Here is a 12,202-nt window from a genome sequence, read left to right as displayed (position 1 = left end):
CACCATTAATTCCTCTCATTCTCACGATCGTTTTGCATCAAAGAATGTGCTGGTTGCCCCTTATTCAATTTATAAAAAAGCCCTCTCAAAATACTCTTCGACCAGTTTTTGAAGATAGCCGAAGAAAGAGGCTTAATATAAGGTGTTGATAAATTTGATAACCCAGTTAAGTGGATGACTACGATTCCTAATGCGAAGAAGATACCGATATTACCCAAAAATCCTGCCATTACAATAAATAGGAACCGAACGATCCTAACGGAAGCACTCATGATATAACTTGGTACTATGAATGAAGCTATGGCAGATACAGAAACAACAATGATTAAGATATTACTGGTAACCCCAGCTTCAACAGCTGCTTGACCGATCACAATACCGCCTACTACCCCAATTGTTTGACCGATTTTTGTAGGCAGTCTTGCACCCGCCTCCCTTAAAAGTTCAATGACTATTTCTAAAAACATAGCTTCAACGAAAGGAGGAAAGGGCACTCTGCTTCTAGATTGCATAAGGCTTTGTAGAAGCGATTGTGGAATCATTTCGTAATGAAACGTACAGATAGAGACATAAAAAGCTGTGAGTATTAAGGTAATAAATAAAGCGAAGTATCGCAGAATCCTAACCGCTGTTCCTATGCTCCAACGCATATTATAGTCATCTGGTGACTCGAAAAAATCAAAGAAACCGGAAGGTGTACAAAAAATGTTTGGACTATCATCGACAAGTCCAATTACCTTTCCAGCATATAGTTTTGTCACAGCAATATCCGGCCTTTCCGTAGTATAAAATTGAGGGAATGGCGAATTTTTATGATCATCTAACATTTGAACCAAAATGTTGGAGTCCGTTATGGAATCAACTTTAATCGAATGAATCCTTTCTTTCAGCTGATGAACTACATCCATTTTTGCAAGACCTTCAATATAGATGATTAGAACTTTTGTTCTCGAAATTTCCCCGACAGATAGCGTAATCATTTTTAAGCGAGCACTTCTGACTCTTCTTCTAATCAACGATATATTCGTTTTTAAAGCCTCATTAAAAGAGTCATGTGGCCCACTGATGACAGTTTCTGTTTCAGATTGTGAAATGGCACGTTCTTCGAATCCAGACACATTTATTAAATAGGTATATTCCCCAGTTAACATGGTCACATTGCCGTCTAATATGCCTTGTACGACTTTCTCTTGATTATTTACACGTTTAAAAATAGACTGTTGTAACGATTTTTCGAAATCATGGAATGACATTTCTCTTAATGGTGAAAGTATTTCTCTCTCTAACGTGCTGGAATCCACCAATGAACTTAAATATATAATGTGAATATTATTTTGATGAAATGAACGGTGAACAAGGTCAAAACTATCCTCGAAATTGGCAAGTGTCTTTTCAAGATTAGCAGGATGTGGATTAGAAGACTCCGTATCCTTTTGGATATTTTTTTTGATTTTCATTCGAAAGTGTTTCATTTAAGTTCCTTCCTTTGGAGTCAACTTAATTAATAATATGGAACATAAATCCTCTAAATATGTATAATGTCAAAATTGCAATGTAAAAGAAAAAAGCAGTCCCCTTATGTTGGGACTGCTTCTTTCATATGAATATACTTACAAATCGCTCGTTTTCGCGGCTTTTTGACGTGCACGGAATCTTCGAACTTTCATTAAGTTGCCACAGACTTTATCGTCGCAGAAGCGTTTGGTACGGTTGCGGGTTTCATCGTAGTAAACCACTCGGCAATCCGGATTCTCGCAGATACGTAAGCGGGAGGGCTCGCCTTCTGAGAGTATACGGCTGAACGAAGCGGCTACCTCGGCTCTAATTCGGGACCAATCTGCTTGTAAAAGAGTGGATTCCAAACGATAACCAGAATCCGATTGAGAAATGTGCAAAATCATGGGTACACCCGATAATGCCCGGTTAAGTCCCTCGAGATCGACGGGATCTGCGGGCTCGATTGCCGTTGACTTTTGGACGATTCGAAGCATAAGCCCCCTCAACCGTCTGAGATCTTCAAGTTCTTCCGCGGACGGAGTGCCCGGATAGGGAAGATTGTGGATAGACAGCCATTGTTCCAACCATCCTGGCTTGTCCAGTCGGTCTTCAGAATGACCGCTGCCTCTCCAGTCGTGATAGTCACTTCTCAAAAAATCGTCCCATAACATCGCGCCGCAACTCCCTTGTTTTCATGTGAGGAATGACTTTATTGTAACACCCAAATCATTACTTAGCTAGTGACTTAACGGCTAAGAAGATCCTCAGCATGACGAGGAGCGTCTTTTATATTTTACATAAAACGACAATATTCGATTAAATTATGGTAAAATAACCCTTAATATTATTAACTTAAGAGACAGGTGGTATTACTTTGGGATACACAGCTAGAATCATTTCCGCAATACTAGTTAGCTTAAGTGCGATAGGTTGGAGTATTTATTCGTACACGATGAATGGTTCTTATGTAGGTGGATGGAAACGCTTCATTATCTCTCTGTCGGTAACAATTCTTTATGTAATCATAGGTTGGTGGATCGGAAAGCAATTTGATAAAAGCAAATTTTATTATCAAAAATATAAAGAAAATGAAGCAGAATTAGTAAGTAGAGAACAACAATATAAATCTTTATTTGAAAATAATCAGGATGCAGTAGTGATGTTGGATCTTGATGGAATGATCATTAACGTTAATTCAATAGCAGAACGAATATCTGGTTATGAAGCTGATGAAATTGTAGGTAAATCCGTTCAGATGTTTTTTTCTAAAGAAGATTTGAAAGATCACCTTGAAGGTTTGGAAAAAGCTAAAAAGGGTGAAGCACAACAAGATTCCTTACATTTCATTCATAAGAATGGTAATCGTATTAAAATAGTGGCAAAAACAGTTCCTATTGTTGTAAATCAAAGAATTACGGGTCTGTATTACATTGCCAAAGACGTCACGGAAAATGAAAGATTAGAGAACGCAATATCAGATATTTCGAAAGTTGTATCAGCACAAGTGGGTGAAGTGTTTTTTCAATCTTTAGTGCAGTATACCGCTAAAATGTTAAATGTGGATTACGCCTTCATTGGCGAATGGATTGGTGATAATAAAACTAAAACCATTGCTTTGTGGAACCGGGGAGAAATCGTTGGAAATATTGAATATAGTTTAGCTAATACACCTTGCGAAAATTTGAAGAATGGGTTCCGTTCCTATCCCACAGGAGTTCAACAGAGGTTCCCTTTTGACAAGATGTTAATTGAATTAAACGTTGAGAGTTACATGGGGATTCCGTTAATGGATTCAAAAGGTCATATTCTAGGGATATTTGCATTTATGCACCATAGCACAATTGAGAATAGTTCATTAGCAGAATCATTATTGAAAATCTTTTCATCGCGTGCTCAAGCAGAAATGGAACGTAGACAATATGAACAAAAAATTATTCACTTAGCTTATCATGATGCGCTAACCAACCTGCCTAATCGCAACCTTTTTGTTGAGAAGTTTACCCTGTATATGGAAAGGGCAAAAGTAGAAAGGGAACAGATAGCTGTTTTGTTTATGGACATAGATGAGTTTAAATTGGTTAATGATACGATCGGGCACGAAGCCGGTGATTTATTGTTAAAAAGTTTGGCTATGCGACTAACAGCTGTCGTAAAGGATGCTCATTTGGTTTCCCGCTTTGGTGGGGATGAATTTACAATTCTAATCCCAGGAACCACTGTCGAAGATACGACTAAAATAGTACGGAATATGGTTCAAGAACTGCAAAAACCAATCCCAATCAAAGACTGTGAAATCCAAATTAGTCCAAGAATTGGAATTAGTATGTATCCCCTTCACGGAAATAACATAGATAATTTAATTAAAAAGGCCGACGCGGCTATGTATTGGGCGAAAGATCAATGGAACCAAAAATATAAATTTTTTACAATTGGCGATGAAAAACCTAATCAAAATGAGCTTACTCTGAAAAAAGAGATGGAAAATGCATTGAAGAATGAGGATTTCTTACTTTACTATCAAGCTAAAGTCAACACAATAACTGGTGCGATTACTGGATTAGAAACATTAATTCGCTGGAACCATCCAGATAAGGGATGGATACCACCTAATGACTTTATTCCAATAGCCGAAAGAACAGGATTAATTAATCCCATTGGTGAATGGGTGTTACGTGCAGCGTGCAAGCAAAATAAAAGATGGTTAGATTTGGGTTATCCTCCTTTACGAATCTCTGTTAATATCTCAACCCCTCAGCTAAAACAAAGAGATTTGATAAAAATGATTGAACATGTGTTAAGCGAAACAGGACTTCCTGCTAAATATCTTGAGCTCGAAATTACAGAAAATATGAGTATTTTAGATTTTAAATATACCCATATAATTCTAAATGAGTTGAGGAGCATGGGTATTCATATTTCAATTGATGATTTTGGAACAGGTCATTCATCACTTCATTATTTAAGCAAATTGCCAATTGACACAGTGAAGATAGACCAATCTTTTGTTCAAAATATGATGAATAGTAATAGCGATCTAAAAATCGTTGAGGCGATTATTTCGATGTCACACAGTTTGAACTTACATGTCATTGCTGAAGGCGTTGAAAGTGAAAGTCAAGTCAACGTATTGTCAGGTCTTGGATGTTATGAAGTACAAGGGTACTGGTATAGCAAGCCTATTCCAGGACATGAGTTTGAAACCTTATTAGTAAAAGGAATAAATAAGATGTCATCTTAAAGGAGACTTTATGCAAGTAACCCTCTAAATAATTTTAGAGGGTTACTTGCATTTTGTTTTGGTGCGTGCTATATTACGTTTTGTAACCAACAAACAATAAATAGATGGTTACTTATTTTGCGGAGGGATCGTATGATCCGAGTGGAATCATTACTTCTTTTTCTATGATAAGTTCCTAAATGTGCTATTCATGTCCGTTGTGATCACGGTCTTAGCTAACGATATCCACGCAAAAAAACCAAAACCAATCAAAAGGAGATTACAAAAATGACACAAACCAGTACTGAGAACAACGCCATTCGTCCATTTCATATCAACATCCCGGAGGACGAAATTATTGAACTTCGTAGACGTATTAACGCGACAAGATGGCCTGAGAAGGAAACGGTCACGGATCAATCGCAAGGCGTACAGCTAGCAACGATTCAGGAACTTGCTCGTTATTGGGCGAATAATTACGACTGGCGCAAGGTTGAGGCGAAGATTAACGCCATGCCTCACTTCATTACCAAGATTGATGGTCTTGATATTCATTTCATCCACGTTCGTTCGAAGCATGACAATGCGATGCCGATCGTTATTGCACACGGCTGGCCAGGTTCGATCTTCGAGCAGATGAAGCTTGTTGAACCACTAACCAACCCTACAGCGTTTGGCGGAAGTGAAGCGGATGCTTTCCACGTGATTATTCCATCGATGCCTGGTTACGGGTTCTCAGGCAAGCCGACCACAACCGGATGGGATCCTAAACGCATCGCGAAAGCTTATGGAGAGCTGATGACTCGCCTTGGATATACGAAATATGTGGCGCATGGCGGTGACTGGGGGGCGATTGTCGTTGATTTCATGGGTGTTCAGGAGCCCAAAGGATTGATCGGCCTTCACACCAACATGGCTGGGGTCATTCCGCAAGACGCTGACGCGGCGATTTGGTCTGGCAACCCGCTGCCATCCGGTCTCTCCGACGAAGAGAAGAGAGCTTGTGCGCAAGTTCTCGAAAATAAATTCGCCTACGCATCCATGATGGGAACTCGCCCGCAGACGCTGACTGGATTGGTAGATTCACCTATCGGTTTGGCAACGTTTATGCTTGACCACGATTGGAAAAGTCTTGCCTTGATCGCGAGATCTTTCGCGGGCGTCCAAGAAGGCATAACGCGCGACGACGTTCTTGACAACATCTCTCTCTTCTGGTTTACGAATTCAGGCGTATCCGCTTCCCGTATCTATTGGGAGAATGGGCAAGCTGGCATTTCCTTCTTCGGCGTCAAAGGCGTCAAACTTCCGGTTGCCGTAAGCGTCTATCCAGATGAGCTGTATGAAGCACCGAAGAGCTGGGCAGAGAAAGCTTATCCGAATCTGATCCACTACAATAAACTTCCTAAGGGCGGACATTTCGCAGCTTGGGAGCAGCCAGAGTACGTGACTTCAGAACTTCGCACAGCATTCAAGGCGTTACGCTAATGGATCCAGCAGAAAAAGAGCTTATGGAATCACGTTTAGTTCATTTAATCAAAAAGTACCCAGGCATTACACCAGAAATGGAAGCTATGTTTTATATCGCTTATACCCGCGGCTTTAGTGATGCGTGGTGGAGCCAACAACATAACAAACAACAGGCGATACATTAAGAAATAATCGTATTAAATTGGAGACTCGCAGCCCCATGCTGCGAGTCTTTTTGTGTATGGCATTAATAGGAGATCGCGTTCTGGTTAAGACTATATCAATAGAGGGGAATTCCCTTACATGGCGTCACATGAGAAGGGAGTTATCGATGATCCCGAAAGTTACGGATATGGTCTGGAAGAATCCTGCTTCGTTAAGGTGGCTGTTCGGGCTCAAGCTCGTTTATGATGTCGTGCTGACAGGGATGTTTTATTTTGAAAACGCGATGGCGATCTTCTGGAGATTAAGTTTTGTTGTACTTTCGTTATTCGTATTTCTTTTCGTGAATTTATTTTACGCCAGAATGAAAAAGCAGTGGCTCTTGTTCCTCTTAATCATCGATTTTCTGTTAACTGCTTCATATGGCTATGTATATATCGGAGGCCAAATCCCTAATCATTTATTTAACGGCATTACGGCTTTAGCGATTTGCATGTTTGTAAAGAAGGCCCGTACGCTGATCTTAACTGGTATATGTTTATTAGTAATCTATTTGATTACTATGGGCAGCATTGATTGGTATATGTACGGACGATTTGATAAAACAAGCTATTTTATTTCCTCTTCGTTCATTGTGTTCGCATGTATAGTCAGCTATTTGATTCATTTTTATCAAAGGGCAAGCAAGGAAACCATGCAATTGTATACACAATTGATGCAATCGCACGAGCAACTGCAGGCCTATGCACGCCAGTCGGAAGAGTGGGCAGCCGCGAGGGAAAGAGTACGCATTGCACGGGATATCCATGATACGGTAGGTCATAAACTGACGGCATTGTTGGTCCAAATGCAAGTGGCTCGCAAGCTAAGCCGAATAGATCCATTGCGCAGCGAACAAACCTACATGGTATGTGAAGAGTTAGTCAGGTCTGCCTTGCAAGAGGTACGTCTTTCCGTAAGGGCCATACGCGACGAATCGATTACATCAACTTCATTAGAAGAAAGCCTTACCCGTATAGCAGAAGAGTTCACCCAATTCGCCAAGGTTCAAACGGTTCTTGAAGTTGAAGGAACCCCTGTTGCCCTCCCAGGAGATCTTCAACTAACAGCGTATCGAATTGTACAAGAATCGCTTACGAATGCGCAGAAGCATGGTCATGCGACCCATGCTGTCATTGGGTTGGCTTTTGCCGAAACTGAATTTTCACTAAGCATACGGAATGATGGTGACTTGCCTACCGAATTGAATCTGGGGTTTGGTTTGTTGAATATGAAGGAAAGGGTGAAGGAGTGGAAAGGAGACGTACATTTTGATATCGATCAGAAACTAGGCTTTTCTGTTGAAGTGAAGCTGCCCTATTCGCAAACAGAAATGGAGGGACATCCTTGAGAATCCTGATTGTCGACGATCAGCGGCTGATGCGTGACGGTCTTGCCACAATCATTAGTTTGGAGCAAGGGATGGAGGTGGTTGGAACCGCGGAGGACGGCAGAGATGCCTTTGCCAAAGTCGTCGAGTTACAACCGGATGTTGTGTTGATGGATATTCGAATGCCGGGGATGGATGGCATTGATGGTACGGATTTGATTCTGAAGCACTATCCAGAGATGAAGGTGTTGATTTTAACTACTTTTGATGACGCGGAACTCATTTTGAAGGTGTTGGAAAAAGGCGTTCATGGCTATTTACTGAAGGATATGCCCTCGGAAGCAATCATCAGTGCCATTCAAACGGTGTACAATGGAGGAACGGTGCTTCAACACGATATCACGTCGATGATGCTCAAAGAATTAATTGCCGAGTCGGATAGGCTTCCCAATCAGGCACACGCACTAAGTAACGCAGAGCCGGAGAAGCTAGGTCCATTGACTGACCGAGAGAAGGATGTGCTCGCCTTATTGGGGCGCGGGCTTAATAATAAAGAAATTGCAGGCATGCTATATCTGACAGAAGGTACCGTGAAGAATCACGTTTCTAGTTTAATAGCGAAGCTGGGGCTTCGGGACAGGACGCAAGTAGCTCTATTTGCAGTACGTCATCTATTGGGTTGATGGGCATGACTTTTGGCATAGAAGCATGAAATTTAACATGCTTATCTATCAAAAGTTTTGCCTTTTTTCGTATGCAGGTCATGACTTTTCACAGCTTTGTTTACGATCTATACATGTTATACTTTTTGGGCATAAGGGTAAAGGAAGTGAATGGATGAAAAAAGGTTGGTTTGAACTGGACAAATTCAAGCATGATGATTGTTATTGTTGCGATTGTCCTGATTGCTTGAAAACATGGCAAATCCATATTTATTCTTACGAAGCCGATGACGATTCAGCACCTGATGTTACCTTGATTTTAAATAAGTCAACAGAAACCGGTAACGGATATTATGTCATGGAGTATTCGATTACTTATGTGGGGCGTGCAATTATGTTTGATGAGGCAACTGCCATGGTCAAGAGGATAGATGAGGTTAGCAGCACCAATGACGCAATGAGCTTGACTGATCATTTGGTTATCTGCCGCGAATTCTTTGATTGTGGGAAAATGAAAGATTTCACAATTTCATGAAAAGGGGTTTTCCGATATGCGAAAAAAATTAGTCATTGTGTTTCTTCTCATTATTTTAGCCGCGGGCTCTTTTTATGAAATGAATTGTTTTTTGAACTACTGATTTAGGGAGGAACAAATATGAGAGCTGAATTCGCACTTCGCCTATTGGATAAACATATAAATCAATTCATACATGTAAGCAGTCAGTGTCCACCGGACAAACGCAGGGTCATTCCAGAAGGATTTAAAAACAACATGCATTGGCAGCTAGGTCATGTGCTTTACATTACACAATTGGAAGTGCTCGGTCTGTCCAAGCAGCATTTGGTCCTTCCGGAAAGCTACAAAACCTTTTTCGCTTACGGTACGAAACCTACGGATTGGAAAGAAGAGCCGCCGGAGTGGGACGTATTAATTGCCCATCTGAAAGAACTCCGCAATTATATCCTTGAAACCTTACACGATAGACTGGATGAGTCCGTGAGCGAGAATTTCCTGCATGCCGATAATATCGGTGAGCTCATCTACGCGACCACGATGCATGTGTTCTACCATCAAGGTGTCATTTACGGTATGAACAAATCGCTGAAGTCGCATGTAATCGAGGCACAAGATGTGTTGCCGAAGGTTAATGAAAGCTCAGTTACGTCTTCCGAAACGGCTGTTTTTGCTGGCGGTTGCTTCTGGCACATGGAAAATTCATTCCGGGATCTCGACGGCGTTACAGATGTATTCACCGGCTATACGGGTGGAAAAGATGACAAACCGACTTACAAAAAAGTCGTTTCCAAAACGTCTGATCATCTTGAATCGGTCGAGATTCATTATGACCCGAATGTGATTACGTATGGGGAGTTGCTCCAGAATTTCTGGCAAAACGTCGATCCAACGGATGTGGGCGATCATTCCGCCATTTTTTATACAAGCCCTGAACAAAAAGAAATCGTGGAAGCATCTCGAAAGGAATTGGATGCATCCAAACAGTTTTCTAAACCCGTTGTAACGAAAATTGCTGCTGCATCAACGTTTTACAAAGCCGAGGACGAACATCAGAACTATTACAAAAAAGTTCGCTCAGCGGTAAAGAATACGATGAACAAGTACTTCTCCGATCCTCGGTATCTTGACCATAATATGTGGGAGTGATGAGAAATGAATACGAACTCAAATCAAAGATATAATAGCGATTTTAATAAAGAAGAAAAGTTAAAAACGTTGACCAAACAACAATATAATGTAACCCAGCATGGTGTGGACGAGAGACCGTATGCGAATGAATACTGGGATAATGAGGCCGAGGGTATTTACGTAGATATTGTTTCAGGTGAGCCGCTGTTTAGTTCGAAGGACAAATTCGATGCTCGTACAGGCTGGCCGAGTTTTACAAAGCCACTGGAGTCCACTAACGTTGTTCTGAAAAATAAAGGATTCTTTTCTGGGTGCGAAGTCAGAAGTCGAGATGCGGATTCCTTCTTAGGTGATGTGTTTCATGACGGACCAGACGAGACTGGATTGCGATTCTGCGTGAACTCTGCAGCTATGAAATTCATTCCGAAAGATGAACTTGAAGAAAAAGGTTATGGAGCCTATCTGGCACTATTTAGCGGTGAATAAGCTAACAAACAGAAAAGGTACAATCGCTTCTTCATTGGAAGCGATTGTACCTTTCTTTTGCTGTTACTGGGACAATAATCTCTTATACGTGGAAAGGGTTCCGTAGTGCGATCCTTCATGGTATAGATTATAACGTAGCGCTTGCTCTGGCGTTACTAGAGCGAGTCCTGTAGACGTATTAATCGCAGCTACAGCTTCGTTCAAGCGATCCATCGGATATTGCTTGCGAATTCTATCCAGCTGATCCGTCATCAGAGCTTTCAGTTCTTGCAATGTCGGATTAGGAAGCGAAGCAGGGTACGTGTCTAGCGGCGACTTTCCTGAAACGAACCGATCAGTAAACCCTTCTGGCAGATGAAGCGGGAGTTTCAGCTGAGATTGCGCTAAGAATTCCGTAACGAAATAGATGTGACCAAGGTGCCAACGGATATGATTGCGAAAACCAGTGGGGATACGATCCGCGAGATCCTCAGTGAGGCCTTCAAATGCTTGCAGTGTTTGTTCTCTTATATTGATCAATTCTTCGAAAATAGTTGTTTTCATAATATATCGCTCCTCGATGTTATATTTATTTTTACGGCCGGTCGTTCTGAACGACTCTACCTTTATAAAACATGCGATCTGGGATTTCTACCTTCTCTTTGGCCGTCAAATCGACCGCTTTTAATTTAAAGATAGCGGTTTTACTCCCTAGCGGGGAAACGTACCGATCCAAATGAGTCCGCCCCAGCGGCTTATCATAATAGCCTGGCACATATTTGTCCAACATGACCTGCATAGCGGCCGTCGCTTCGTCTAAATCCGTTACACGCTCCAAGTTGCCTTCGATGATAACACTCATAAAGGCGGTATCCGTTTTAGCGGGTATAGGGCTCGTAATGGTTCCGTAATTTTCACTGACGGTGAAACAGGCTCGCGGGTTTTGTTCGATATAAGTGATTTTTCTTCCTTCTTCGGCCCCATGAAAATAAATGGCGTTGTTCAGAAAAGAAAAATTGAGTGGAATGACGTAAGGGAAATCCTCTGAACATAGGCCGAGAAATCCAATCTGGGCTTGTTTAAGAAAGTGCTGGATTTTGTCTGCATCTGTTGAGCTGCGTTTCACATTGCGAAGTGGAAACATCGTACGAAATCATCGCCTTTCAAGTAGTGGGTTCAGTTACGAATCAATTGATCGTATCTAAATACTCTCTGATTTGTGCAGGTGTCTTTGCAAATTTGCTGTGCAGATGTGCTAACTTCTCTCCATTTTTAAATACCAGCAAACTTGGAATTCCTCTGACGTCATATTTTTCGGTAAGCTCTTCGAATTGCTCGGAATCGACCGCATAGAATTGCTTATCGGAATGTTCGTTTACAATTTCACCTATAAAACGGTCTAAGTTTTTACAATCATGACACCAAGTCGCATCGAATTTCATAATCGTGTAGCCTTCACCATTGATTTTCTCTTGAAATTGTTGTTTTGTTTGAATCCGTTCCATGGTTATCAATCCCTTCTCTTTATATTGTGAATTAATGGTTTTCGTTATGCTCTAAAGATTTATCAACAATTTGTAACTATTTAAATTGTTTATAATGGTTACGAGTTGTACTATATCATGAACCTTTATGCTTGACAAGTAACCAGATAAAGGCTATTTTGATTGTTACGCCCGGATGCGCCTCACATAAATGGTATGGAATTGAGGAATGAT

At 41.1% G+C, this 12,202-nt stretch carries 13 protein-coding genes; 8 read left to right on the top strand and 5 right to left on the bottom strand.

All coding sequences use genetic code 11. The features are described 5' to 3' along the window. Window positions 1-5: 5 nt before the first annotated feature. Together AC58UX_RS05870 and AC58UX_RS05865 are read right to left on the bottom strand one after the other, a co-directional pair. Window positions 6-1,457, bottom strand: a complete 1,452-nt coding sequence (locus AC58UX_RS05870) for a spore germination protein (RefSeq protein WP_497250434.1) — start codon at window positions 1,455-1,457, stop codon at window positions 6-8. A gap of 153 nt (window positions 1,458-1,610) precedes the next feature. Then, the gene (locus AC58UX_RS05865; RefSeq protein ID WP_497250432.1) at window positions 1,611-2,150 is read right to left on the bottom strand and encodes a CGNR zinc finger domain-containing protein; all 540 of its coding nucleotides are present in this window, start codon (window positions 2,148-2,150) and stop codon (window positions 1,611-1,613) included. A 221-nt stretch (window positions 2,151-2,371) separates the two neighbouring features. On the opposite strand from AC58UX_RS05865, the gene AC58UX_RS05860 reads away from it, so the two are divergent. The 8 genes from AC58UX_RS05860 to msrB all read left to right on the top strand — a co-directional run bounded on the left by AC58UX_RS05860 (window position 2,372) and on the right by msrB (window position 10,505). Beyond that, window positions 2,372-4,735 (top strand): EAL domain-containing protein, encoded by a 2,364-nt coding sequence (locus tag AC58UX_RS05860; protein ID WP_497250430.1) that lies wholly within the window; start codon window positions 2,372-2,374, stop codon window positions 4,733-4,735. 267 nt (window positions 4,736-5,002) lie between these two features. Then, entirely contained in the window at window positions 5,003-6,199 is a 1,197-nt protein-coding gene (locus tag AC58UX_RS05855) for an epoxide hydrolase family protein (RefSeq protein ID WP_497250428.1), read from the top strand. Then, on the top strand, window positions 6,199-6,366 hold the full coding sequence (locus AC58UX_RS05850; RefSeq protein WP_497250426.1) for a hypothetical protein: 168 nt from the start codon (window positions 6,199-6,201) through the stop codon (window positions 6,364-6,366). The genes AC58UX_RS05855 and AC58UX_RS05850 overlap by 1 nt, the downstream gene beginning before the upstream one ends. Window positions 6,367-6,494: 128 nt before the next feature. Further along, the gene (locus tag AC58UX_RS05845) at window positions 6,495-7,733 is read left to right on the top strand and encodes a sensor histidine kinase (RefSeq protein WP_497250424.1); all 1,239 of its coding nucleotides are present in this window, start codon (window positions 6,495-6,497) and stop codon (window positions 7,731-7,733) included. After that, complete coding sequence (locus AC58UX_RS05840) at window positions 7,730-8,395, top strand: response regulator transcription factor (protein WP_497250422.1); 666 nt, start codon at window positions 7,730-7,732, stop codon at window positions 8,393-8,395. The genes AC58UX_RS05845 and AC58UX_RS05840 overlap by 4 nt, the downstream gene beginning before the upstream one ends. A 25-nt stretch (window positions 8,396-8,420) precedes the next feature. Beyond that, window positions 8,421-8,909 (top strand): hypothetical protein, encoded by a 489-nt coding sequence (locus tag AC58UX_RS05835; protein WP_497250420.1) that lies wholly within the window; start codon window positions 8,421-8,423, stop codon window positions 8,907-8,909. Between the two features lie 120 nt (window positions 8,910-9,029). Beyond that, window positions 9,030-10,037: a peptide-methionine (S)-S-oxide reductase MsrA gene (gene msrA / locus AC58UX_RS05830; protein WP_497250418.1), complete on the top strand. Its 1,008-nt coding sequence runs from the start codon at window positions 9,030-9,032 to the stop codon at window positions 10,035-10,037. Between the two features lie 6 nt (window positions 10,038-10,043). Further along, window positions 10,044-10,505: a peptide-methionine (R)-S-oxide reductase MsrB gene (gene msrB, locus AC58UX_RS05825; RefSeq protein WP_497250416.1), complete on the top strand. Its 462-nt coding sequence runs from the start codon at window positions 10,044-10,046 to the stop codon at window positions 10,503-10,505. Between the two features lie 63 nt (window positions 10,506-10,568). Here msrB and AC58UX_RS05820 read toward each other — a convergent pair whose 3' ends face one another. From AC58UX_RS05820 to AC58UX_RS05810, 3 genes are read right to left on the bottom strand one after another with little or no spacing between them, the layout of a single operon-like run. Continuing rightward, window positions 10,569-11,048 (bottom strand): DinB family protein, encoded by a 480-nt coding sequence (locus AC58UX_RS05820; RefSeq protein ID WP_497250414.1) that lies wholly within the window; start codon window positions 11,046-11,048, stop codon window positions 10,569-10,571. Window positions 11,049-11,079: 31 nt separating this feature from the next. Next, window positions 11,080-11,628 (bottom strand): pyridoxamine 5'-phosphate oxidase family protein, encoded by a 549-nt coding sequence (locus AC58UX_RS05815; protein WP_497250412.1) that lies wholly within the window; start codon window positions 11,626-11,628, stop codon window positions 11,080-11,082. Between the two features lie 43 nt (window positions 11,629-11,671). Continuing rightward, window positions 11,672-12,025, bottom strand: coding sequence for a thioredoxin family protein (locus AC58UX_RS05810; protein ID WP_497252083.1), 354 nt, complete (start codon window positions 12,023-12,025; stop codon window positions 11,672-11,674). Window positions 12,026-12,202 lie beyond the last annotated feature (177 nt).

Source organism: Paenibacillus sp. J22P90, from assembly GCF_059692195.1.
This window is presented reverse-complemented; position numbering and strand designations above follow the sequence as displayed.

Bases quoted from the DNA above. Each gene is read 5' to 3' on its own strand.
- AC58UX_RS05870 (WP_497250434.1), bottom strand. From the start codon at position 1,457: ATGAAAATCAAAAAAAATATCCAAAAGGATACGGAGTCTTCTAATCCA.
- msrB (WP_497250416.1), top strand. From the start codon at position 10,044: ATGAATACGAACTCAAATCAAAGATATAATAGCGATTTTAATAAAGAA.
- AC58UX_RS05815 (WP_497250412.1), bottom strand. From the start codon at position 11,628: ATGTTTCCACTTCGCAATGTGAAACGCAGCTCAACAGATGCAGACAAA.
- AC58UX_RS05820 (WP_497250414.1), bottom strand. From the start codon at position 11,048: ATGAAAACAACTATTTTCGAAGAATTGATCAATATAAGAGAACAAACA.
- AC58UX_RS05855 (WP_497250428.1), top strand. From the start codon at position 5,003: ATGACACAAACCAGTACTGAGAACAACGCCATTCGTCCATTTCATATC.
- AC58UX_RS05845 (WP_497250424.1), top strand. From the start codon at position 6,495: ATGAGAAGGGAGTTATCGATGATCCCGAAAGTTACGGATATGGTCTGG.
- msrA (WP_497250418.1), top strand. From the start codon at position 9,030: ATGAGAGCTGAATTCGCACTTCGCCTATTGGATAAACATATAAATCAA.
- AC58UX_RS05850 (WP_497250426.1), top strand. From the start codon at position 6,199: ATGGATCCAGCAGAAAAAGAGCTTATGGAATCACGTTTAGTTCATTTA.
- AC58UX_RS05835 (WP_497250420.1), top strand. From the start codon at position 8,421: ATGAAATTTAACATGCTTATCTATCAAAAGTTTTGCCTTTTTTCGTAT.